We start from the raw sequence: 24,267 nt of genomic DNA, 5'->3' as shown, positions 1-24,267 counted from the left end.
CCCAACTTTCACTCAGTGAAAGACGGGTTCATGGAATCTTTGAGTGCCTGAATCAGATCGTTGAATTCCGGCACATGTGTGGCGCCGCTACGGGTCACGCCGGAAACAGGGATTCGCAAGCGCCCGTGAGCTTCTCGCATGAAGCTGATTCCGGCGCGCGGGGATTCGCCGGCGGTGATCGAGTACAGGAGGGTCCAGGCCTTTGGGTTCGTGATGACGTCGAGCGTGGCGGTGTGATCGCTCGGAATTGCCGGACCCAACTGCACTCGACGCCCGATTTCCCGGAACGCGTCTTCCACGACCTGGTGAATCAAAACCTGGCTTTGGCGAGGTGGCAGCAGTAGCGGATAGGCGGCGAGATCATTCAGATCGACGCTCTGCTGGCCGGCCAATGGGTGGCGACTCGACATGACGATCAGCAGATCTTCGACGCCGAGGTCGATAGGTTCCAGACCGGGGCGGTCGACGCTACCGCGGATAAGTGCAATGTCTGCATCGCCCGACGCCACTGCGTCCATTCGGTGCGCAAAGCTCTTGATCACGAACTCCACGTCGAGGTCCGGATGTCGTTCGCGCACATGGGCAATTGCATCGAGTGTCTGACCGGCAAAACTCATGTTTCCCGTGATGCGGATGCGTGCGCTGGGATCGCGTGCCACCGAGTACGCCATGGTTTCGAGACTGAGAACCTGCTGGGCGATCGGCACCAACCGCGAGCCTGCCGGTGACAGGTGCACCGCCCGGGTGGACCGCTCGAAGAGCGTCGCGCCGAGTTCCTTTTCCAGTCGCGCGACCTGATGGCTGATGGCGGATTGGGAGATGAAGCACCGTTCGGCAGCACGGCTGAAGCTCAGCTCCTCGCTGACAACGAGGAAATACTTGAGTTGGCGAAAGTCCATACCGACATCCTACTTATGAGCAAAACAGATAACAGTCTTGCGAATGCTGCAGCTAGCTGGACTGAGCCTATGACCGTTCCATACGGTAATAGTCATACTTTCAATTTGGTTTAGGAGTTTGTGGTGGACAGAACTGCTGCGGGTCGCGCAGATGTGGATGCAACGGGACACGAGAAGACTCAGGTCGTCATCGTCGGATCCGGGTTCGGGGCACTTGCTGCCGCGAAGACGCTCACGAAGTCCAAGACGCCGTTTGTCCTCATCTCCGAGACCACTGAGCACCTCTTTCAACCGCTGCTCTACCAGGTTGCGACCGGCGTGCTCTCGGCCGGCGAAATTGCTCCGCCGATCCGCAACATCCTGCAGAAGTTCCCCGACGCGGATGTTCGTCTCGGACGCGTCGTCGAGGTCAATGCCGAAGACAACACAATCGTGTACGAGGCGTCGGGCCAACGGCACACGCTCGGATATCGCTCATTGATCGCAGCAACAGGAGCAACGCAGGCGTACTTCGGCCGCGACGAGTTTGCCGAGGTCACGTACAAGCTCAAGACCGTCGAAGACGCGGAATTGCTACGTAAGCAAATCCTGCGCTGCTTCGAAGAGGCTCACACCACCACCGACGCACTCACTCGCAAGAACCTGCTGAGCTTTGTTGTTGTCGGTGCCGGTGCAACGGGTGTCGAGTTGGCCGGTCAGATCAAGGAATTGGCGCGACGCTATTTCGCGATGGCTATCAACAACATCAGTGCAGAAGAAGTCACTGTCACCATGGTCGAAGGCGCCGGCGTTGCACTGCCCGCCTTCGGTGGCAAGCTCAGTGAATACACGCAGAAATCGCTCGAGAAGTCCGGTGTCGAGGTAGTTCTCAACACCATGGTCACCGCCATCGACGAGCATGGCGTCACGGTGTCGTCGATCCCGACCAAGGAAGAGAAGCGTATCGACGCCGAGACCGTAATTTGGTCGGCCGGCGTGCGCGCCAACGACTTTGCCGCAGTTCTCGGAGCTGCAACCGGTTGCGAGAGCGACCGTGCCGGCCGGCTCCTCATCAATCCAGACCTCACCGTGGGTGGCTTCGCCAATGTGTACGCCGTCGGCGACATGACCTCGCTCAACGGGTTGCCGGGCCAGTCGCCCGTCGCGATGCAGGGTGGCCGTCACGCTGCCAAGATTGTCAATGGAAAACGTAAGGCCGGAACGCCTTTCAAGTACATGGACAAGGGCAGCATGTCGATCATCAGCCGATTCAGCGCTGTGGTCCGGGTAGGCAAGAAGATCGAATTCAAGGGCACCATCGCATGGTTCATGTGGTTGGCCGTGCACGTCATGTACATGGTGGGCTTCCGAAACCGTTATGTCGCAGTGATGTCCTGGTTCGGGTCCTTCATCGGCCACCGTCGCCCGCACTTCCACTACACGCAGGAACCGGTGAAAATCGAGGCTGCTCCACCGGTGCTCGAAAAGGAACCCGAGTTGGCGCACTCCGCCTGATTCTCGCGACTGCCCGGTAACGCAGGTTCTTCCAACGCCCACTTCGCTACGCGCGAGGTGGGCGTTGGCCTTGCAGCATCCGTTCGCGCAAACTGTCGTAAATAGGTGCTGACCCGGCCAATGTCGCGACGACGACTGCGGCAGCGGTGGCGGCGAGCATCGGAACCAGCACCGAAGTGACGGCTGTCATTTCCACGACGATCACAATGCCGGTGAACGGCGCCCGCACCACGGCGCCGAAGAACGCGGCCATACCGACCATCGCCATCGCGACGGTAACTCCGGCGTCGACGCCGGGGATGAAGCTTGCCAGCCCGGCAAATAACGAACCCCAGAGCGCGCCGAGGGTGAGTAGCGGAGCAAAAAGGCCTCCGGGAGTTCCTGCGGCGTAGGACAGCGGGCCGGTGAAGAATCGAACAACCAAGTACAGCAGCAGAATCGGCATGACGAAGGTGCGCCCACCGACAAGTATCTGCGAGACTGTATCGCCGCCGCCGGCAACCAGCGGGTTGAGAAACAGAACGACGCCGATGACGGCACCGATCATCGCTCCGATGGCGGTCGGCGGAATACGACGATGGCGCGCAACAAGATCGAGCATGCCCAGAATCAGGCGGTTGTAGACAATCCCCAGTATCCCGGTGAGCAGTCCGAAGACGATAAACAGCGGTAGGAGCGCAATCTGTGGACTGGGGACGGTGCCGGCCGCGAAGTCAGGCCGATCACCTATCACCAGCCGTGAGCATGCCACTGCCACCGCTACGCCGAACAGGGTGGGAAGGACTGTGCGGAGCCGGAACGATTTGGTGACTTCCTCGCAGACGAACAAAGCGCCACCGATGGGCGCGTTGAATGCCACGGCAAGTCCGGCTCCGGCAGTGGATGTTTGAAGCAGTCGCACATCCGGTACTGAAAGCCGGGCTCGCCGACCTGCTTCTGCTCCGATCGCCGCACCCATATGCACGGTGGGCCCTTCGCGACCGAGCACGAGTCCCGAACCGATCGCCAGTAGGCCGCCCACAAATCTTGCGGGCACGAGGACAAGACGTGGAGGTTGTGCCTCGCCGCGGAAGACGGCTTCCACATGCTGGATACCGCTTCCCGCTGCCAGCGGCACGCGTTGCACGATCATGACGGCAAGCGCTGTGCACAACGCCACCAGTGCAACAGGGACAAGCCAGCCGACATAGGGAATCCCATGTGACCATTCCAGAATCGTCTCGCGCAGACTGTCCGCCCTGTGCAAACACCACCGGAACGCTCCACCGATGAAGCCGACACAAGCTCCGGCGACGATCGCGAGCAGGCATAGCAGCACCAACCCGCGGCTGGCTTCACGCGGTTCGTCGCCGATATCGTCCGCGGTCATCGTGGTCAGTCCTACCTGACGGTCACAACTCTCGAAACGTGAATTGGGTGGAACATGCGTCGTGTGAACGGTAACGCATGTGCGCTGGCAGCCTGTGCGTTACTCGCGCTCGGAGAGAATGTTCTGCACGGCGAGGTGGCTGAAGAGCATGCTGGTGCCAATGGGATTTCCGCCGCCGGGATAGACCGTTCCACTTGGCGCAGCCATGGTGTTTCCCGCCGCGTAGAGGCCGGGAATCGGGTTGTGCGACGTATCGAGAACTCGAGCTGCCGTGTCGGTGCGCAGCCCGCCCTTGGTTCCGAGGTCGGAGATTCCGAACGCCGCCGCATGGAACGGGCCCTGCTCGATCGCCACCAGCGGTGGTTCGCCGCCCGAGAACGCACGATCATAGGCTTCGTCACCACGACCGAAGTCCTCGTCGACGCCGTTTTCGACCATCTTGTTGAATCGAGCGACTGTATCCACCAGTATTTCGGACGGCACTCGGATCTTTTCGGCGAGGGCTTCAAGGGTGTCGGCGGTGTGCCACAGGCCTGCGTCGACGTACTTTTCAGTCGCTGTCATCGACACGTTCGGTGCCTGCACCGGCGGGCGCTCGCCCTCCTTGTCGTCGTAGATCATCCAGTACGGCAGCGTGAGCGTGCCCTGTTCCATCTGAGCGATCACATCGCGCCCGAGTCGGTCGTACGGAGCCGACTCGTTGACGAAGCGTGCACCGTCCTGGTTGACGAAGATGCCGCCGGTGAACCACAGTGCGAACGCAGAACGCCCGTCGGGATGGGTCAGTCCGGGTGACCACCATGCCTGATCCATGAGGTCGGTGTCAGCGCCGACTGCGATGGCAGCCTGATGCGCTTTGCCGAGGTTCGCTCCGGGCCCCATGGTGTCGCGGGCGTGGCCGGGAACCCCGAACTTCTGTCGCAGTTCGTCATTCGCCTCGAAACCTCCGGCTGCCAGGATCACGCCGCTGCGGGCACGGATGGCTACGCGCTGTCCATCGCGTTCGACGATGGCGCCGACGACGGCTCCTTCTTCGACCGCAAGCTCGACAAGCGGGCTGTTCAAGGTCAACTTCGCATTCGGATACTTTTCGATGGCTTTGAGGAAGCGGGCTATCAGTGCTCGTCCGCCGATGAAAAAGTCGTCGGGTTGCGGGATCCCGAGACGGTCGAAGTCGAGGGGGCCGCGCACAACCTCCCGCAGTTCCGGCGCCTGCGAGACAGGGAGCGGGGTGGGCATGGTGTGCCGTTGTCCATCGAGGCGGGCTTTGGGCGCCTTGCCGAAATAGTCGGGCCAGGGGAGCATTTCGAACTTCAAGATTTCGTCCTGTTCGAGGTACTCGATCAGGGGGCCGCCGCCGCGGACGTACGTGTCCTGCAACTCGCGCGGAGTACGGTCGCCGACTACGGCGTGGTAGTACTCGAGCGCGTCCTCGATGGTGTCGTCGGTACCCGCGCGTTGCAGCGCCGGGTTGCACGGAAACCAGACGCCGCCGCCGCCGGAATATGCGGTGGTGCCGCCGAACTTGTCGGTCGCCTCGATGAGATTGACGGTCAGTCCCTCGCGAGCCGCCGTGTAGGCGCCGGTGACGCCGCCGCCGCCGGAACCGACCACCAGCACGTCATATTCTTCGTTCCAGTTCATCATCATTCAGCCTTTCCCGGCTACGCCGGTTTTCCAGGTGGGTTCTTCCGCGCACGGAAAGCTACTGGTTGTGCAGATGCGAAGCGGGAAACCATGTCGTCAGTGATGTCCTCGACGTCGACGTAAGGTGATTTTAAGCACGGCCTCGCCCGCGTGCGGTTGTCGATGTTCCAGTGAACGGGATACAAAATTCAGCCCGCCCGTGTTCAGAGTTCCAGGAGCAAGCTGACCCCGAGGGTCGTCATCATCACGGCGATAATGGCGTCGAGAACTCGCCAGGCATTGGGTTTTGCAAAAAGTGGCGTCAGCAGACGCGCGCCGTAACCGAGAGCGGCAAACCAGAGTGCGCTGGCGGTGATGGCGCCGGCAGCAAACCACCACCGTCCGATCTCGCCGCGGCCGTTGGCAATCGAACCCATCAGTATCACGGTGTCGAGGTAGACATGTGGGTTCAGCCAGGTGAGAGCCAATGCCATAGTGATGGCGGCAAGCCTTGATCCGTTGCCGTGTTGATCGGGCGCCAACGTCTGCGGCCGGACGGCACGTTTGGCGGCGAACACTGCATAGCTGAGTAGGAAAATCGCACCGGCAACGCGAACGAAAGTGATCAGTGACGGTGCGTGTTCGAGAATGGCTCCAATTCCACTGATGCCGGCGAGAATCAGAATTGCGTCCGAAACGGCGCAGACTGTCACGATCGGGAGTACGTGCGAGCGCGTCAGGCCTTGGCGAAGTACAAACGCATTCTGGGCGCCGATCGCAACGATCAACGAGAGTCCGACACCAAAACCGACGACGGCGGACGTCGGGTCACTATTGCTGAGCATGTCACCAGCCTGGCCGTCGAATAATCAGCAGTCCAGCTAATGATTCTTAAGGCACATAAGAGTAGCTTCAGATCATGCTGGACATTGAGCAGTTGAAAGCGCTCCACGCCGCGGTAGACGAGGGAACATTCGACGCGGCTGCTCGGAAACTGCACATCACGCCATCTGCAGTCAGTCAGCGGATCAAAGCACTCGAACGTGCGGTGGGCCGGATTCTGCTGCAACGCACCAAGCCGGTTCAGGTCACCGACTCGGGGCGCGAGGTACTGCGATTGGCCCGTCAGATAGATGCTCTCTCGCGGGATACCATGCGCGAGTTGGGTCTTGACAACGAACAGGGCTCACTGGCTCGTATCTCGGTTGCGGTCAACGCAGACTCGTTGTCCACGTGGGTACTTCAGGTGCTTGCAGATTTCACGGCCGAAGCGAGTTTCGACTTTCATCTCGACGATCAGGACCATACAACCGATCTCCTCCGTGACGGGTCGGTGATGGCGGCAGTAACCTCGGCGGCGACGCCAATTCAAGGGTGCACGTCGAGCCGGCTCGGCATCATGCGATACCGGCCGATGGCAAGCGTCGAATTCTGTGACAGATGGTTTTCGGACGGTGTTACGGCAGAAGCACTTTCAGCCGCACCGGTGGTGGTGTTCAACCGCAAGGATTTGCTGCAGGACAGGTACTTGCGCAGGAAGGTCGGCTACCCCGTTGACCCTCCTCGTCACCAGGTGCCCTCGTCTGCGGGTTTTTCGGATGCGGTGCGACTGGGCTACGGCTGGGGTCTGTTGCCTGATCTGCAAAGTCACGAATCGGCGTATGCGCTGATCGGGTTCGATCCGAATTTTGTCTACGACGTGCCGCTGTTCTGGCAGCAGTGGAAGTTGTCGCCGCCCATCTTGGTACGAATCGCCGACGCCGTTGCTGCTCGTGCCCAGGAAATCTTGCCTCAATCGAGTGCCTGACCGATTGTGCTCCGGAGACAAAGAAATTGGGCAAGTTGAGCCTCCGCGACCGTTTCTTCGGCCCCAGATCGTCGATAGTGTTCTGAGTCACATGCAATGAAAGGTGCTGACTCACGTGGTGGACATCGGATATCTGGCCCCCGATCTGGCAAAGAAGTACGGATCCGCTCCGTGCCTTCGTGACGATAGAAGCGAACTGACCTATGCGGAGTTCGCCGATCGCGTAGAAGCTGTTGCGGCGCAACTCGCAAGCCGGGGTATCGGGCGTGGTGACGTCATTGCGATCATGCTTCCCAACCGAGTCGAGTTGGTGACGGCGATCATGGCGGCCTGGCGCGTCGGCGCCGCTGCGACACCGATCAATCCGATGTTCACGGCCAATGAGGCCGACTATCAGATCATGGATTCCGGTGCGCAACTGGTTGTTACGTCTGGACTGGGTGCACCGAACGGTGGACGCGCAGTGCTGTGCGTCGATGATCTGGCTGTTGCGCCACCATCCGTACCGTTACCGGACGTCGCCGTGGCGGAGGAAGACCTTGCGCTCTTGATCTACACCAGTGGATCTACGGGTACCCCCAAGGGCGTCATTCTGACCCATGCCAACCTGCAGTTCATGGCGTCGTCGATGGGGCGCAGCATCGGCATCACGGGAGCGGACCATTGTCTTCTGGTACTGCCCTTGTTTCACGTCAATGCTATTTGTGTGAGCGTTCTCGCCCCGCTGATCGTCGGCGGTCAGGTCAGTATCACCGGAAAGTTCTCGGTATCAAGGTTCTTCGACGACGTGGCACGCTTGCGGCCCACCTACTTTTCCGCCGTTCCCGCCATCTACGCGATGCTGACCTCGCAGTCCGAAGGTGCAACGCTCGACACGGCGTCGTTGCGACTAGGTGTCTGCGGCGCCGCACCGATCAGTAAGGAACTGCTCGAACGCGCCGAGGAACGGTTCGGTTTTGTCATCGTGGAAGGCTACGGATTGACCGAGGGAACATGTGCGTCTGCGTGTAATCCCTATGACGGCATTCGCAAACTCGGCACAGTCGGCCCTGCGTTGCCCGGTCAAGAGATCGCGATCCTCGCCGACGACGGTACTTTAGCTCAGCGTGGTGTCGCGGGCGAGGTAATCATCAAGGGTGCCAACGTGATGCGTGGCTACCTGAACAGGCCGGAAGAGACAGCCAAAACTGTTGTGGACGGTTGGTTGCACACCGGCGACGTCGGGTTTCTGGACGAGGATGGCTACCTGACTCTGGTCGACCGCATCAAAGACATGATCATCCGGGGAGGAGAAAACATCTACCCCAAGGAAATCGAAAACTCGCTTGCCACGCACCCTTCCGTGTTGGAGGCCGCTGTGATCGGGGCTCCGCACCAGGTCTACGGAGAGGTACCTGTTGCCTATGTTGTTGCGTATCCGGATTCGCCTGTCACGGAAAACGAACTGCTCGAACATGTCACGGCGCTCCTCACTCGCGTGAAGCTGCCAGTGGCGATCTACGTCGTCGACGCGCTACCCCGAAACCCGGTGGGCAAGATCGACAAACCTGGAATGCGGCGAGCATTGAGCGTCGAACCCGCTCGCTAGCCACATCCCCGTAATACCCGAATAACTCGATGACGTGCGTCGAGTTGATCCGTCATGCCCACATACTGCACATCAGGAGCACACCATGGGATTCAAAGAAGGAAACTTCCCTCCCGTCGACCCGGCCACGTTCATGGACAAGCCTTTCCTCGAGCGTCTTCGCGACATGTCCACGCACTGGGTTGATTACGGCTTCGGGACACCGAAGATGGTCCACACCGTCTACATCATGAAGTTGCTGTTTCTCTACCTGCTGGCCGGAACTGCAATTGCGACACTGACTTCCGGGCTTTCCTGGGTCGATCCAGGATCTTGGTGGAATCAGCCCATCGTCTACCAAAAGCTGATCCTGTGGACGATGATGCTCGAGATGCTGGGCCTGGCAGGTTCGTGGGGCCCGCTGGCCGGTCACTTCAAGCCGATGACCGGTGGCGTCCTCTACTGGATTCGGCCGGGAACGATTCGCCTGCCACCGTGGCCGGGCAAGGTTCCACTCACTTCCGGCGACACCCGGACGGTGTTCGACGTGCTCATCTACGTCGCCGCTGTTGCCAATCTTCTTGTTGCCACAGTGCTTCCAGGAGTGCACACTACGGGAATCGACGCGGCGATCGCCGATAACGCCGGACTGGTACGCCCGACCGCCCTGTACTCGTTCCTGGTCCTCATGGCGATTCTTGGTCTGCGCGACAAGGTCCCGTTCATCGCCGCGCGCAGCGAGCAGTACCTGCCGGCTATTTTCTTCTTCACGTTCCTGCCGTTCGTCGACATGATCCTGGCGCTCAAGTTGCTGATCGTCATGGTGTGGATCGGAGCCGGTATCTCGAAGTTCGGTCGCCACTTCTCACTGGTGGTTCCGCCGATGTTGAGTAATACACCGTGGATTCCCTCGAAGAAGATCAAGCGCGCGCACTACCGTAATTTCCCCGAAGACCTGCGGCCCTCACACCTCGGTGGCGGAGTTGCACACGTGGCGGGAACAATGGTCGAGATCGTCACACCGTTGATCCTGCTGTTCTCCACCAACAAGACCCTGACCATTCTTGCCGTAATTCTCATGGTCGGATTCCACCTGTTCATCGCGTCGACCTTCCCGTTGGCTGTTCCACTGGAATGGAACCTGCTGTTTGCCTACGCGGCGGCGTTCCTGTTCCTCGGCTTCCCGGCGTGGGACGGCTACGGTCTCGCTGCCATGTCCTCGCCGTGGATTACCGTGGGAATTGTTGCAGCACTTGCTTTCTTCCCGATTCTCGGCAATCTTCGACCCGATCTCGTGTCGTTCCTGCCCTCCATGCGTCAGTACGCCGGCAACTGGGCGTCTGCGACGTGGGCATTCGCGCCGGGTGCAGAAGCCAAGATCGACCAGTGCATCAAGCGTCCGTCGCCCGATACCCGTAATCAGTTGATGACGATGTACCCCGAAGACGTGTCCGACGTCGTTCTGCATCAGCTGTTGGGGTGGCGTTCGATGCACAGCCAGGGGCGCGCGCTGTTCTCGCTGATGCTCCGGCACCTCGGTGAGGACATCAACACGTACTCCTTGCGGGAGGCCGAATTCATGTGCAACTCCATCGTCGCCTTCAACTTCGGCGACGGCCATCTGCACGACGAGAAGATGATCGCGGCGATTCAGCGTCGTTGCAACTTCGCACCGGGCGAGTTCCTGGTGACGTGGATCGAATCCCAGCCCATCCACAAGGGCACGCAGGAGTACAAGGTGATCGACGCGGCGTTGGGCGTCATCGAACGGGGCACCTTCAAGGTGGCCGACGCGGTAGCCGAACAACCGTGGTTGCCGAATGGCCCCATTCCGTTCGATGTTCAGTGGACACTGGACGTACGAGCTGACCGCGCGGCGACAGACCCGCAGGTCGTCTCCGAGCCGAGGATGCGAACGAAGACCAGCAGTATCGAGCAAGAGGTGGGTAAGTGACAAAGGCCGTAGTTGTCGGCAGCGGGCCGAACGGGCTCGCTGCCGCGGTACACCTTGCCAGGAGCGGTGTGGACGTGCAGGTACTCGAGGCCGCCGACCAGATCGGCGGAGGAACACGCTCCGGTCCGATCGACGTGCCCGGATTGATCCACGATCACTGCTCGGCGTTTCACCCGATGGGTATCGGTTCGCCGTACCTGTCCAAGCTCGACCTCGAGCGGTACGGGTTGATTTGGCGGTGGGCCGAGGCGGACTGTGCGCACCCCCTCGACAACGGTGATGCCGGTGTTCTGTATCGCTCGCTGGAGCAGACCGCAGCGGGGCTCGGCGCGGACGGGCAGCGATGGCAACGCATGTTCAGCGACCTGTCGACGGGTTTCGACGCTCTCGCGTCCGACCTGATGCGCCCCATCGTGAACGTTCCGCGGCATCCGCTCAGGCTTGCGGCTTTCGGTCCGCGAGCACTGCTTCCGGCAACCGTGACCGCGAAATTGTGGAAGACGGACAAGGGCAAGGCGCTGTTCGGTGGGGTCGCCGCCCACGCCTTCTATCCACTTCACCGTCCGGCCACATCGGCCGTGGGGTTGATGATCACCGCGGCTGGTCACCGCTACGGATGGCCAGTTGCCGAGGGCGGTTCACGCTCCATCACCGATGCGTTAGCGGCGATGCTCCTCGATCATGGTGGCAAGATCGACACCGGTATCCGGGTGCGCACAGCTGTCGAGATTCCGGACGCTGATGTTGTTCTGATGGATGTCAATCCAGTTGGTGCTCTCGAAATCCTGGGGGATCGTCTCCCCGCCCGAGTGGCAAAGGCCTACCGGAAGTTCAAGTTGGCACCCGGCGCTTTCAAGGTTGATTTTGCGATCGAAGGTCATGTGCCGTGGACTAACCCGGATTGTGCGCGGGCCGGAACAGTCCATCTGGCAGGTGGTTTCGACGAAATTGTGGCAAATGAGCGTGAGACGAATGCGGGGCGCATGCCGCAGCGACCGTTTGTGCTCTTAGGACAGCAATACCTCGCTGATCCCACCCGCTCTGCCGGGAACATCCATCCGCTGTACGCCTATGCCCATGTGCCACATGGATATACCGGCGACGCTACGGAGGCGATCATCCGCCAGATCGAAAGGTTTGCACCGGGGTTCCGGGATCAGATCGTGGCCACATCGAGTCGCAGTACCGCTGATCTGGCACAGGACAATCCGAATCAGGTGGGCGGCGACATCATCGGAGGGGCAAACTCCGAACTGCAAGTGGTGTTGCGTCCGCGCATCGCTGTAGATCCGTACAGCACCGGGATCGAGGGCACGTACCTTTGCTCGGCGTCGACGCCGCCAGGGGCCGGGGCACACGGAATGTGCGGATACAACGCGGCCGAATCTGCACTGAAGTACCTCAGGCGGAAGGGTGCGGAGGTTTTGTGACGGGTCCATCGCACAAGGATCGAGACGCCGTCGCGAGGCGGCGCCTCGCCCGGGTGCCGGCTGCCGCCGAACCGGAAGTTCTTGCCGTGGTTGCAGAATTGGCGCGACGCCTCGATGCGCGTAGCACTGAAATAGCGCGCGAAATGAGCGTCATGATGGCTCACGAGATCGACCAGTTGGACAACGATGCCAATTTGATCGAGATGCTCGAAGCCAGCGTGCAGGGAAATGTCACGACGATCATCCACGTACTGGCAAACGACATCCCCATCGATCATCTCCAGCCCACGACTGCGGCAGTGGAATACGCGCTCAGGCTCGCCCAACGAGATGTCCCGTCCAACTCGTTGGTACGGGCATATCACATGGGCCAGGGCGATCTGATGAGGATCTGCCATGACGAGGTCAGCGCCCTCGATATTCCAGCCCGACTGACTTTGGCTGTCCTGAAACATACTTCGGACGTGGTGTACAGCTACATCGACTGGATTACGTTGTACGTCTTCGATGCGTACGAACAGGAGCGAAGTCGGTGGATCAACGCACAGGGCAACTTGCATTCGGCTGCGATCCACGCACTGTTGTCCGGAACTGGCGCAGACGCGGGAAGTTTCGAGGCTGAAACCGGATATCGGCTGGACCAGAACCACATTGCCGTAGTTGCCTGGTCGACGTGGGACGCCGATGCGTTGGGTTTCAATGCCCTGGATCGGCTGGTGCGTGATCTCGGCGCGGCGGCCGGCGCTGACAAATCAGTGATCGTTACCGCGATCGACCGTCGAACAGTGTGGGCGTGGTTGCCCTTCGGACGCCGCGTTCCGGCACCGGATCTGCAGGTGCTGTCGGCATCCGTGCCGCTCGACGGTGGCACCCGCGTCGCCATCGGTCTTCCCGGGAATGGGATGTCCGGGTTCAAGCGTTCGCATGAGCAAGCGCGCGCCGCCTATTCTGTTGCAACCGTGCCGGATACGCCGGGACGGCCTCTCGTGAGTTTTGGCGACCGAGGCATCGCGGTGGTGTCTCTCCTGTCGGACAATCTGGACGCGACCAAGTCCTGGGTGTGGGAAGTGTTGGGGCCGTTGGCTGCCGACACCCCGGGTGCGGCGTCCCTGCGCACAACATTGAGCGTGTACTTTGCGAACGGCGAAAGTCACCTCCATACCGCCAATCAGATGAATCTGCACCGCAATACCGTGAAATACCGCATCAACAAAGCGCTCGGCGATCCAGTCATCGTCGGGCGTGACAAGCTGGATCTGGCTCTGGCGTTGCAGGTGTGCGAATTGCTCGGTAGATCGGTGTTGCGCCCTCTCGGTTGAGACAGGAATTCAGTCTGCACTCCGGCGGGAGTTGAGCCGGGAAGCCTGGCGTGTGAGGTGGTCGCGTTCGGCGAGGTTGGTTGCCTTGTGTGCCGCCTCGCCATACAGGTGCGCCGCCGTCGTGAGGTCTCCGTCGCGCTCGTGAAGATACGCCGCCACCGCCGTGTATCGGGGCAGTGAGTTGTCCAGCCTTGCCAGTGCCGCCAGACCGGCGCGCGCTCCGTCAGCCTCTCCCACGGCGACCGCTCGGTTGAGGCGGACAACCGGGCTGTCGGTGAGTTGCTCGAGTTCGTCGTACCACTCGACGATCTGAACCCAGTCGGTTTCCTCGGCGGTGAGCGCGTCAGCGTGGAGTGCCGCTATAGCGGCCTGGGCCTGGTACTCACCGAGCCGGTCGCGGGCGAGCGCGGCGTACAAGGTTGTGATGCCCTCGCTGATCGCCTCGATGTCCCACCGGCTGCGATCTTGCTCCGCGAGGGGCACAAGTTTGCCGTCGGGCGAGATCCGGGCAGCCCGCCGAGCGTGGTGGAGCAACATGAGGGCGAGCAAGCCCGCCACTTCGGGGTGGTCGATTGCGGCCGCGAGCTGCCGGGTGAGCCGGATGGCCTCGGCAGCGAGGTCGACATCGCCGGAGTACCCCTCGTTGAAGACCAGGTAGAGGACTCGCAGGACCGTGGCGACATCGCCCGGCTGATCGAACCGCACGCCGGATACGGTGCGCTTGGCCCGGCTGATGCGCTGCGCCATCGTCGATTCGGGGACCAGGTAAGCCTGCGCGATCTGGCGGGTGGTCAGCCCGCCGACAGCCCGCAGCGTGAGTGCGACTGCGGATGACGACGTCAGCGACGGGTGCGCACACAGAAAGTAGAGCTGGAGTGTGTCGTCCACTGCGGGTGCGGACTCCCGCACGGGTTCTTCCTCGAGTAGCTGCTCACGCCTGGTGCGAGCTGCCTCCGCTCGGGTCGCGTCGAGGAACCGCCGCCAGGCCACGGTGACCAACCAGCCCTTCGGATCTCGCGGCGGGTTGTCGGGCCAGACCCGAACTGCCTCGAGCAGCGCATCCTGCACGGCGTCCTCGGCCGCCGCGAAATCTGCTCCGCGGCGGACGAGGATTCCGAGCACGCTCGGAGTGAGGCTCCGAAGCAAGACGTCGTTCATCTGTCGAAGTCAGTCGGTAATCGTGGGTGGCGCGGTCAAGAAGGGGCGCACTTCGAGCCACTCGTGGATCGGCTTTCCGCCGGCTCCGGGTGCTGCCGACAACTCACCCGCCAGTTCGACGGCACGGTCGTAGCTGTCGACGTCGATCACCATCCAGCCGGCGATGAGGTCCTTGGTCTCCGCGAACGGGCCGTCGGTGACGGGCGGTCGACCCTCGCCGTCGTACCGGACAAATGTTCCTGAAGGGGCAAGAGCCTGACCGTCGACGAACTCGCCCGTCCCCTCGAGCCGATCCGCGAAGTCCTGCATGTACTGCATGTGGGCCGTGATCTCCTCCGGTGTCCACTGATCCATGGGAACGTCGTTGACCGAAGCCGGAGCGCCGCGGTAATGCTTGAGAAGCAGGTACTTGGCCATCGTGTTTCTCCTCGGGTTGGTGCCACCCATTCTGGTCGCACTTCACTACAGGGACGTAGCAAGCCACGGATTCTCGACATCATGCCGACAAGTTTTTTCGAGCTTTGTGTATGTGCTGGTGAAGCGTCTGGAAGCGGTGGTGTCGGCAGCGTGACCTACGGTGTTCGAGTGACTTCGCCGTGGACTGCCGGGCAGGTGGCATCGGTAGCTCCCGACGCCTCCTCGTTGGCAGCTGCGCAGAAACTGGCCGGTTCGTGGTCGCAGACCGGGCAGGTCGAGAACGGCCTCTGGGGACTGTGCCAGGGCAGCGGATCGAAGCCTTACCAGGCGATAGTCGACCTGAGCGGTCCCGCCTACAAGTGCTCGTGCCCCAGTCGCAAGTTCCCGTGCAAGCACGCGCTCGGCCTTCTTCTCGAATGGTCGACCGGACGCGTCCCGGTGGCAGCGGAACCGCTCGACTTCGCTGCGGAGTGGTTGGCACAACGGGAGGGGAAGGCCGCACAGCAACCGGTACCTGCCGCCAAGGCAGTTGCCGATCCGGCCACAGCCCAGAAACGCGCCGAACGAGTGGCAAGCGGATTGGTCGAATTGGACCTGTGGATCACCGACCAGATACGTGGTGGCCTGGCATCGATGGATATCTCCTGGGAAGCGCTCGACGGAGTGGCCGCACGCATGGTCGACGCGCAGGCGCCGGGGGTTGCCGGAGCGCTCCGGTCGCTGGCCGGGGCGGTGGCCGGGGCGGAGAACTGGCCCGAACTGGTGTTGGGTGAACTCGTACGCCTGCATCTCCTTGTTGTTGCGCATCAGAGAATGGACCAACTTCCCGGTCCACTTCGGGATTCGGTGCGAGCGCACGTCGGATACCCGGTGTCCACCGAGAGTGTGATGGAACTGCCTGCTGTTCGCGAACTCTGGATGGTGATGGGTTCACGCATCACGGAGGAGAAGCGGCTCTTCACCCGCACCACGTGGCTCCGGGGGCGAGCTACGGGACGCTGGGCGATTTTGCTCGACTTCTCCCACGGTTCCCCCAACTTCTCGGGTGTCGTGCCGCCCGTCGGACATGTTGTCGACGCAGACCTGCACTTCTATCCCGGTGCGGCGGCGCTGCGGGCACGACTCGGAGCAACACATGGTGACGCGGAGCCGTTCACGACTCTGCCGCCGGGGAACATTGCGGCGGCGCTGGAGCACTACACCGACGCAGTCAGCGCTGATCCGTGGTTGCGGTCGTGGCCGGTTGTGGTCACCGATGTGACGCCGTCATATGTCGACGGATCATGGTTTCTGGTGGACAAGTCCGGTTCAGCGCTGCCGGCAGAAGGTGATTCACGCATGATGTGGACACTCCTCGGAATCTCCGGCGGGTATCCGGTGAGTGTCTGCGGAACGTGGAATGCACGATACATCGAGGCATTCTCGGTATTCGTGAGTGGTCAGGTGACGGCACTGTGAGCACTCTCATGTCGGCGGCTCTGCTCGGAACATCGCGTACAGCACCGAGTTTCGATGATCTCCCGGTCGATGTCCGTTCGGCTGCCACGCGACTTGGCGGCGATCCGGCAGTCGTGCTGCTGGAGGCGACGGCACTGGCCAGGGCCTACCGCGCCGGGGGAGCAGGTTCCGTCACTGCCGACCTGCCTGCGCCCGCGGAGGACGACCCGCGGCTGGTTCTCCCCGAATCGTCTTCTGTGCATCTGCTTTCCATGCTGGCCGCCAAGGCGACGCTACTCGACGAGTGGTTTGCGCTGGCGCTCGAGCGAAACTTCCGGGCGCCGGATCATCTGGTCGCGGAATTACTGGCCTATGCACGAGCCAGTGAGGTCTACCGTGAGAGAATCCTGCGAATCGTCGGCGAGCGCGGACAGTGGCTAGCTGCCCGAAATCCCGAGTGGTCCATGCTGATTCGTAACCGCGGCGGCGGCGTCGACGGGTGGCGGCACGGAACGCCGGCAGAACGCCTCCGGTGGTTGGCCGATACCCGCCGGAGCGAGCCGGCGCAGGCGTCGGAAGAGCTGACACAATCCTGGGAAACGGAACGGGGAGAACACAAAGCAGCGTTTGTCGCAGCTCTCGTCACCGGATTGAGTGCCGATGACGTGCCCTTGCTCGAACGCGCCCTCGACGACAGGCGCAAGGATGTCCGGCGTGAAGCAGCGACGGTTCTCGCCCGACTGCCGCAGTCGCCTTTCGGTGAACGTATGGCTCGGCGCGTCCAGGAATGGGTGCGGATCGAACGAACACAGTCCGGTGTGCGACTTGTGGTCGAGGCCCCCGAAGAAATCGATGCGGCTGCGAAGCGCGACGGGATCGAGGATCGGCCCAACCCACACACCGATTACCGCGCCGAGTACGTACGGCAGGCGATCAGTGCAGCTCCACTGTCTTTGTGGAACAACATGATCGGTCAACCGTCGGCAGTTCTGAACCTGGGTCTCGACCGAACCTGGGAACCGATCCTTCACGACGCCTGGTCCACGGCCACTGTACTCCAACATAACTCGGAATGGGCTCAGGCGATTTTCCGCACGCGTGGTCTGTCCACCGACAGGCGCCTGCTCCCGATGATTCCGCCGCGCGATCTGGCCGATCTCCTCTTGTCGGGAACTGGTGACGCGAACATCCTGCATCCGGACCGGGCGGCGATCTTCCAGACGCTGCCTCGCCCGTGGCCGGACGACATCACAGCCTCCGTGGTGGCGCAGTGGGAACGCGCCGCGGCCAGGCGTGCAGATGGCGGGGCCAGATCTGCCGAGTTCTCGCGCTACAAGTACTCCGAGTCGCTGCGTCTTGCGCAGGCCAGTTTCCCGTACAGCGCAGTAACCGTGCTCGGCCGAGCTGCGGAACGTGCCCGTGATCTCGACTGGCAGCAAGCTTTTGTCAAGACCGCCAACGCCATTGTCCACCGCAAGACACTGCTCGAGGAGCTCACATGAGTGCCACTGTTGATCCGACCTCACTGATGCGTCCGCACGCCGAGCAGGAATACGCACATGAGTTAGCCGCACTGGCGGCGGCCGACACGCGTCCGCGGCCACCGTCGTGGAACCTCTCACCCTGGGCGGTCGTCACGTACCTGCTGGGCGGCACTCTCGAGGACGGTACCGTCATTTCTCCCAAGTATGTGGGCCCGCGTCGGCTGATGGAAGTCGCCGTCGCGACGCTCGCGACCGATCGCGCACTGCTCTTGCTCGGAGTGCCGGGAACCGCTAAAACCTGGGTGTCCGAGCACCTTTCGGCTGCGATATCGGGGGCGTCGACGCTCTTGGTTCAGGGCACGTCCGGCACACCCGAAGAAGCCATCCGGTACGGCTGGAACTACGCGCGTCTGCTCGCCGAAGGCCCTACCGCCGGCGCGTTGGTGCCCTCGCCGGTGATGAACGCGATGGAAACCGGGAAGATCGCTCGAGTCGAGGAGTTGACGCGCATCCCAGCCGACGTGCAGGACGCTCTCATCACGATTCTGTCCGAGAAGACGCTTCCCGTGCCCGAATTGGGTATGGAAGTGCAGGCGGCCAAGGGCTTCAACCTCATCGCCACTGCCAACGACCGCGACCGTGGTGTCAACGATCTGTCCTCCGCATTGCGTCGACGATTCAATACCGTCGTTCTGCCTCTGCCTGCCAGCGAGGAAGACGAGGTGGCCATTGTGGCGCGGCGGGTCGAACAATTGGGTGCGGCGCTGGAGTTGCCTCTTGTTCCGGCAGCGGCTGAGGAAATTCGTCGAGTCGTCACCGTATTTCGCGAATTGCGTTCCGGCACCACGGCAGATGGTCGGACAAAGCTGAAGTCCCCATCCGGGACGCTGTCAACAGCAGAGGCGATTTCGGTGGTCACCAACGGCTTGGCGTTGTCCGCGCACTTCGGTGACGGTGTCCTGCGCGCATCAGACGTAGCGGCCGGGATTCTCGGCACGGTGATCAAGGACCCGGTAGCGGACAGCGTGGTGTGGAACGAATACCTAGAGGCCGTGGTGCGTGAACGAGGCGACTGGTCCGACTTCTACCGGGCCTGCCGCGAGGTCACCGGGTGACATTTGCCATGCAGGACAGCAGGGTCCGAGTTTTCGGGATCCGTCATCACGGGCCGGGTTCGGCGCGTGCCGTTCGGCGCGGGTTGGAGGAGTTTGCTCCGGAAGTTGTCCTGATCGAAGGTCCATCGGATGCAGATCCACTGGTAATGCTGGCGGCATCGGAAACCATGTCGCCACCGGTTGCCCTGTTGGCGTATGCGACGGGCGAACCGTCGAAGGCCGCATTTTGGCCGTTTGCGGTGTTCTCACCAGAGTGGCAGGCACTTGACTGGGCCGCGAAAAACGGTGTGCAGGCCCGTTTCTGCGACCTACCGGCGCACAATATGTTGGCGGATCAGCGTGAACTGAGCACGCGTGAAGGAGACCCGCTGGCCGAGTTGGCCGCGGCTGCAGGTTACGACGATACCGAGCGTTGGTGGGATTCCGTCATCGAATCCAACTCGGGTACAGGTAGCTCGGATGTCTTCGATGCGATCACCGATGCGATGGCGGCACTTCGGGAGACCGTTCCGATTGACGAGGAGACGGCGCACCGTGAGGCGTACATGCGTCAGGTGCTGCGAAAAACACTCAAGGACGGCGCGCAGCGAGTGGCCGTCGTGTGCGGTGCGTGGCATGCGCCCGCGTTGGTGGGCCCGCTCGGTCCCGCTTCGGTGGATGCTCGAATCCTCAAGGGAATGACCAAGATCAAGACGTCGTTGACGTGGGTTCCCTGGACGCATTCGCGACTGGCATCCGTATCGGGGTACGGCGCGGGGATCACCTCGCCGGGTTGGTATCACCACCTGTTCACAGCGCAGGACAAGACTGTTGCCCGCTGGCTGACCAAGGTTGCCCGGGTGCTTCGCGCCGAAGATCTGCCGATCTCGAGTGCACACGTCATCGAAGCGGTGAGACTGGCAGAAGCATTGGCAGTCATACGCTCTCGGCCTCTGGCCGGCTTGTCGGAAGTGACAGAGGCGACAAGGTCGGTGATGTGCGACGGTAACGACGTGTTGCTCGATCTGATCACCCGAAAACTGGTGGTCGGTGAGTCTTTGGGTGAAGTGCCTGAAGAAACTCCGACGGTTCCGCTGGAAGCAGACTTGCGGGCCAGGGCAAAAACGCTGCGTCTCAAGCAACAGGCGGGCGCGAAGAACCTTGATCTGGACTTGCGCCGCGACATCGACGTCGAGCGTTCACGATTCCTGCACAGGTTGGCTCTCCTCGATATCGACTGGGGTGTGCCGGCGGAGGACGAAGTGCGTTCTACGGGTACCTTCCGGGAAACGTGGGCATTGCAATGGAAGCCGGAATTTGCGGTGTCGGTGATCGAGGCATCGCTGTGGGGAACAACGGTATCGGTCGGAGCTGCGGCCAAAATCGAGGCACGAGTTCAGGCACCCGATATTGCGCTCGCTGCGCTGATCGAACTCTTGGAACAGTGCCTCCTCGCTGATCTTCCGGACGCGCTGACCCGGGTGCTGACGAGTGTCAAAACTGTTGCAGCTCTTGATCATGACGTAACACATCTGATGGCAGCGCTGCCGATACTCACACGCACCCTGCGCTACGGTGACGTGCGCGGTACCGACGTATCTGCTCTGACGGAAGTTGCCGACGGACTGTTGGTTCGAATCTGCACCGGCCTGCCGGTGGCGGTTACCGGACTTGACGACGCGAGCGCCGAAGAGTTCCGTGATCATCTCGACAAGGTGCACGCGGCCGTGTTGATGCGCGACCATCCGGAGTCCATCGTGCGATGGCTGAAGGTGGTCTCAGGTCTCATCGACCGTGACGACGTCAACGGGATTCTGACGGGTCGGATGGTCCGATTGCTCCGTGATGCCGGATCGATTTCGGAATTCGATGCGGCGCAGCGGTTGTCACGGGCGCTGTCCATCGGTAGCGCGCCAGTGGACAAGGCAGGGTGGGTCGACGGTTTCCTCGGCGGCGGTGGGCTGGTCCTGGTGCACGATCGAGCGCTACTGGACTTGATCGACAGTTGGGTTGGGCAGCTGCGTGAGCAGGATTTCATCGACACCCTCCCGTTGCTGCGCCGGACGTTCGGTGCATTCGAGGCGGGGGAGCGGCGCGCGATCGGACAGGCCGTGCGCGGTGGCCGTGTCACCGAGACCTCAGTCGAGACCGATGCACGACGTGGCCGGGCAGCGATGGCTGTCGTTTCGGATATCTTGGGGGTCAACGCATGAGCGAAGACGAGCAGCGGCTGCGGCGATGGCGCTTGATGCTGGGTGAATCCGCAGAGGAGTCGACGGGCGGACTCGGCTTGCCGGGAGACTCGCAGATGGATGCCGCTCTGGCCGCTCTCTACGACAGTTCGAAGCCAACGAAGGGAACTCGGCGCTCAGCGGGGTTGGGTGCGTCGGCGCCAAAAGTTGCACGGTGGCTCGGCGATATCCGTACCTACTTTCCCAGCACCGTGGTTCAGGTGATGCAGAAGGACGCGATAGAACGACTCGGACTGACGCACCTGCTGCTGGAACCGGAACTGCTCGATGCCGTCGAACCTGATGTGCACTTGGTGGGCACCCTGCTCAGCCTCAACCAGGTGATGCCGGAAGCCAGCAAGGCCACCGCCCGGATGGTGGTGGGCAAGGTGGTGCGCGAAGTGGAGGAGCGCATTGCTCAGAAGACCAGAGCAGCGGTGACCGGGGCGCTCAATCGTGCTGCCCGGACGTCCAATCCGAAGCTGCGAGACATCGATTGGAACCGCACCATCGCGGCGAACTTGAAGAATTACCTGCCCGAGTATCGCACTGTGGTGCCGGAACGACTGATCGGCTACGGACGGAAATCCACGGCCGTACAACGTGACGTGGTACTGGCCATCGATCAATCGGGTTCGATGGCGTCCAGTGTTGTCTATGCCTCGGTATTCGGCGCAGTCCTGGCGTCGATGCGCGCGCTGAAGACGTCGCTGGTGGTCTTCGACACCGCGGTGGTTGATCTGACGGAGAAATTAGTGGATCCGGTGGACGTGCTGTTCGGAACTCAGTTGGGTGGCGGCACCGACATCAACCGAGCGATCGCCTATAGCCAGTCGTTGATCTCACGGCCGTCCGAGTCGATGTTCGTGCTCATCTCCGATCTGTACGAGGGCGGAATTCGCAACGAGATGCTTCGGCGCATGGCCGCGATGAAAGCGGCCGGCGTTCAGGTGGTGGTCTTGCTGGCGCTCTCCGACGACGGTGCACCCTCGTTCGATCACGACAACGCCGCAGCTTTGGGCGGGCTGGGCATTCCTGCTTTTGCGTGTACGCCGGACAAGTTCCCGGAGTTACTCGCGGTGGCGTTGGAGCGCGGCGACGTCGGTGCGTGGGCAGACAAAAATCGCCCTGCTTGAAAGAACACATGTTCGGGTATTCCCTCGCGATGACCCGTGCGCAGACATCGGCAACACAAGCAGGTTCTGGTTTGGTCCTCGCAGTGTTGGCATGTGGCCAATTCTTGATGACTCTCGACAGTTCGGTCATGAACGTCTCGATGGCGACCGTGGCCGCGGATGTCGGGACCACAATTACCGGTATCCAAACCGCTATCACGCTGTACACCCTGGTGATGGCGACCCTGATGATCACGGGCAGCAAAGTCGGTTCGATGATCGGCCGGCGGCGGGCCTTCGGGTTGGGGCTGGTCATCTACGGGGTCGGGTCGTTCACGACGGCGATCGCGCCCAATCTTGCCGTGTTGCTGATCGGATGGTCGCTCCTCGAGGGGATCGGTGCGGCATTGATCATGCCGGCGATCGTGGCGCTGGTGGCATCAAACTTTTCGGCGGAAAAGCGACCGGCCGCATACGGATTGGTAGCGGCCGCCGGAGCGATGGCAGTTGCCGTCGGACCACTGATCGGTGGCGCTGTCACGACTTTCGCGTCGTGGCGGTATGTCTTCCTCGGCGAGGTCGTCCTTGTAGTTGCGATCTTGTTGGTGTTGCGAAAGGTTGCCGATGTTGCCCCCACCAAGGGTCATCTCGACGGTGTGGGTTCCCTATTGTCAGTGGCAGGCCTCGGCATGATCGTTTTCGGTGTTCTGCGTTCGAGTGAATGGGGTTGGTTGCAGGCCAAACCCCAAGGGCCGGAGATGCTGGGGATGTCGCCGGTCGTGTGGCTGTTGCTCGGTGGGATGTTGGTTGTCTACGGCTTCCTCCGCTGGGAAGCGTGGTTGGTCAGTGTAGGCAAGGAACCACTTGTCGATCCGGACATGCTGAGGAATCGGCAACTGACAGGTGGGCTTTCGATGTTCTTTGCCCAATTCCTCGTTCAAGCGGGCGTGTTTTTTGCGGTGCCGCTTTTCCTGTCCGTGGTTCTCGAACTGAGCGCACTCGAGACCGGGGTGCGAATCCTGCCGTTGTCGGCAGCCCTGGTACTGGCCGCGATCGGAATTCCGAAGCTCCGGCCGACGGCGAATCCCCGTCGCGTCGTCCGCATCGGGTTGTTGTCGATGATTGTCGGCATCCTGTTGTTGGTTGCCGGGATGGATCCGGGCGCAAATGCCGCGATCGTGATGGTTCCGATGTTGTTCCTGGGGTTCGGTTTGGGGGCGCTGTCGTCACAACTCGGAGCCGTCACGGTGTCGGCGCTGCCGGACGACAAGAGCGCAGAAGTAGGTGGATTACAGAACACTGCAACCAACCTCGGTGCGTCACTGGGAACGGCGTTGATCGGTTCGGTGCTGATCGCAACATTGACAACGTCGGCAATTGCCGGGATCGAGGACAATCCGGCTGTTCCAGCAGCGGTACAGCAACAAGCCACGACGAATATGGTGTCCGGTGTTCCATTCCTCTCGACCACCCAACTTCAAGACTCCTTGGCGCAGGCCGGCGTGAACGAGCAGACTTCTGCGGCGATCGTCGACGTCAATTCCGAGGCCAGACTCGAAGCTCTGCGTGTTGCTTTTGCCGTCGCAGCGTTCCTTGCCGTCGCGGCGCTGTTCGCGACCGGCCGGATTCCGCGGATACCGGTCGGGTCCGACGATCGAACGAACGGAATTCCTGCCTCCGACTGACAACTGCTTTGCGTCGTTCACGTCGAGAAATGGCGATCTTCGGGAACTGGAAACTCGCAGTCGGCTAACGTCGAGCGAAGAAACAGCCAAAAAGTCTGGAAAGCTCCATTCAACCGGCAATCCGATCGGTATGGCGACAAAGGAGGAACCGATGCCCGGACACCAGCGTCCGGCTGCGATC

18 protein-coding genes are annotated in these 24,267 nt (G+C 61.6%); 12 read left to right on the top strand and 6 right to left on the bottom strand.

Annotated elements, in window-relative coordinates; translation table 11 throughout:
• Nucleotides 1–8 precede the first annotated feature (8 nt).
• On the bottom strand, nucleotides 9–899 hold the full coding sequence (locus C7T36_RS11730) for a LysR family transcriptional regulator (protein WP_045065541.1): 891 nt from the start codon (nucleotides 897–899) through the stop codon (nucleotides 9–11).
• A 123-nt stretch (nucleotides 900–1,022) separates the two neighbouring features.
• Here C7T36_RS11730 and C7T36_RS11725 point away from each other — a divergent pair, with 123 nt between their 5' ends.
• Nucleotides 1,023–2,393, top strand: a complete 1,371-nt coding sequence (locus C7T36_RS11725; protein WP_045065538.1) for an NAD(P)/FAD-dependent oxidoreductase — start codon at nucleotides 1,023–1,025, stop codon at nucleotides 2,391–2,393.
• Between the two features lie 46 nt (nucleotides 2,394–2,439).
• Here C7T36_RS11725 and C7T36_RS11720 read toward each other — a convergent pair whose 3' ends face one another.
• From C7T36_RS11720 to C7T36_RS11710, 3 genes are all read right to left on the bottom strand, one after another.
• Nucleotides 2,440–3,762, bottom strand: a complete 1,323-nt coding sequence (locus C7T36_RS11720; RefSeq protein WP_045065535.1) for a ClC family H(+)/Cl(-) exchange transporter — start codon at nucleotides 3,760–3,762, stop codon at nucleotides 2,440–2,442.
• 99 nt (nucleotides 3,763–3,861) lie between these two features.
• Nucleotides 3,862–5,409 (bottom strand): FAD-binding protein, encoded by a 1,548-nt coding sequence (locus C7T36_RS11715; RefSeq protein ID WP_045066761.1) that lies wholly within the window; start codon nucleotides 5,407–5,409, stop codon nucleotides 3,862–3,864.
• 203 nt (nucleotides 5,410–5,612) lie between these two features.
• Nucleotides 5,613–6,233 carry a LysE/ArgO family amino acid transporter gene (locus C7T36_RS11710; protein ID WP_045065532.1) on the bottom strand — a complete coding sequence of 207 codons (621 nt, stop codon included), beginning with the start codon at nucleotides 6,231–6,233 and terminating at the stop codon, nucleotides 5,613–5,615.
• Nucleotides 6,234–6,307: 74 nt separating this feature from the next.
• Between C7T36_RS11710 and C7T36_RS11705 the strand changes: the two genes are divergently transcribed.
• The 5 genes from C7T36_RS11705 (at nucleotide 6,308) to C7T36_RS11685 (ending at nucleotide 13,465) form a co-directional block, all read left to right on the top strand.
• Entirely contained in the window at nucleotides 6,308–7,195 is an 888-nt protein-coding gene (locus C7T36_RS11705; RefSeq protein ID WP_045065529.1) for a LysR family transcriptional regulator ArgP, read from the top strand.
• Nucleotides 7,196–7,310: 115 nt separating this feature from the next.
• Nucleotides 7,311–8,783 carry a class I adenylate-forming enzyme family protein gene (locus C7T36_RS11700; RefSeq protein WP_045065526.1) on the top strand — a complete coding sequence of 491 codons (1,473 nt, stop codon included), beginning with the start codon at nucleotides 7,311–7,313 and terminating at the stop codon, nucleotides 8,781–8,783.
• A gap of 85 nt (nucleotides 8,784–8,868) precedes the next feature.
• The gene (locus C7T36_RS11695) at nucleotides 8,869–10,716 is read left to right on the top strand and encodes a DUF3556 domain-containing protein (RefSeq protein ID WP_045065523.1); all 1,848 of its coding nucleotides are present in this window, start codon (nucleotides 8,869–8,871) and stop codon (nucleotides 10,714–10,716) included.
• Nucleotides 10,713–12,146 (top strand): NAD(P)/FAD-dependent oxidoreductase, encoded by a 1,434-nt coding sequence (locus tag C7T36_RS11690; RefSeq protein WP_045065522.1) that lies wholly within the window; start codon nucleotides 10,713–10,715, stop codon nucleotides 12,144–12,146. Before C7T36_RS11695 ends, C7T36_RS11690 begins: the two co-directional genes overlap by 4 nt.
• Nucleotides 12,143–13,465, top strand: coding sequence for a CdaR family transcriptional regulator (locus tag C7T36_RS11685; RefSeq protein WP_045065521.1), 1,323 nt, complete (start codon nucleotides 12,143–12,145; stop codon nucleotides 13,463–13,465). The genes C7T36_RS11690 and C7T36_RS11685 overlap by 4 nt, the downstream gene beginning before the upstream one ends.
• Nucleotides 13,466–13,474: 9 nt before the next feature.
• Here C7T36_RS11685 and C7T36_RS11680 read toward each other — a convergent pair whose 3' ends face one another.
• Nucleotides 13,475–14,623 carry an RNA polymerase sigma factor gene (locus C7T36_RS11680; RefSeq protein ID WP_045065519.1) on the bottom strand — a complete coding sequence of 383 codons (1,149 nt, stop codon included), beginning with the start codon at nucleotides 14,621–14,623 and terminating at the stop codon, nucleotides 13,475–13,477.
• A gap of 9 nt (nucleotides 14,624–14,632) precedes the next feature.
• Nucleotides 14,633–15,040, bottom strand: coding sequence for a YciI family protein (locus tag C7T36_RS11675; RefSeq protein ID WP_045065517.1), 408 nt, complete (start codon nucleotides 15,038–15,040; stop codon nucleotides 14,633–14,635).
• Between the two features lie 168 nt (nucleotides 15,041–15,208).
• Between C7T36_RS11675 and C7T36_RS11670 the strand changes: the two genes are divergently transcribed.
• From C7T36_RS11670 to C7T36_RS11645, 6 genes are read left to right on the top strand one after another with little or no spacing between them, the layout of a single operon-like run.
• Entirely contained in the window at nucleotides 15,209–16,498 is a 1,290-nt protein-coding gene (locus tag C7T36_RS11670) for an SWIM zinc finger family protein (RefSeq protein WP_045066760.1), read from the top strand.
• On the top strand, nucleotides 16,495–17,979 hold the full coding sequence (locus C7T36_RS11665) for a DUF5691 domain-containing protein (protein ID WP_045065515.1): 1,485 nt from the start codon (nucleotides 16,495–16,497) through the stop codon (nucleotides 17,977–17,979). The genes C7T36_RS11670 and C7T36_RS11665 overlap by 4 nt, the downstream gene beginning before the upstream one ends.
• Nucleotides 17,976–19,076: an AAA family ATPase gene (locus C7T36_RS11660; protein WP_033233672.1), complete on the top strand. Its 1,101-nt coding sequence runs from the start codon at nucleotides 17,976–17,978 to the stop codon at nucleotides 19,074–19,076. The genes C7T36_RS11665 and C7T36_RS11660 overlap by 4 nt, the downstream gene beginning before the upstream one ends.
• A gap of 8 nt (nucleotides 19,077–19,084) precedes the next feature.
• On the top strand, nucleotides 19,085–21,268 hold the full coding sequence (locus C7T36_RS11655) for a DUF5682 family protein (protein ID WP_181317482.1): 2,184 nt from the start codon (nucleotides 19,085–19,087) through the stop codon (nucleotides 21,266–21,268).
• Nucleotides 21,265–22,422, top strand: a complete 1,158-nt coding sequence (locus tag C7T36_RS11650) for a VWA domain-containing protein (protein ID WP_033233670.1) — start codon at nucleotides 21,265–21,267, stop codon at nucleotides 22,420–22,422. The genes C7T36_RS11655 and C7T36_RS11650 overlap by 4 nt, the downstream gene beginning before the upstream one ends.
• Before the next feature lie 29 nt (nucleotides 22,423–22,451).
• A complete protein-coding gene (locus C7T36_RS11645) occupies nucleotides 22,452–24,086 on the top strand; it encodes an MFS transporter (protein WP_033233869.1) in 1,635 nt (544 codons plus the stop codon).
• The last annotated feature ends 181 nt before the right edge of the window (nucleotides 24,087–24,267 follow it).

This window comes from Rhodococcus sp. AD45-ID (genome assembly GCF_003023755.1).
Taxonomy (GTDB): Bacteria; Actinomycetota; Actinomycetes; order Mycobacteriales; family Mycobacteriaceae; genus Rhodococcus_F; species Rhodococcus_F globerula.
The sequence above is the reverse complement of the archived record's forward strand: the minus strand, read 5'-3'. Positions and strand labels throughout refer to the sequence as shown.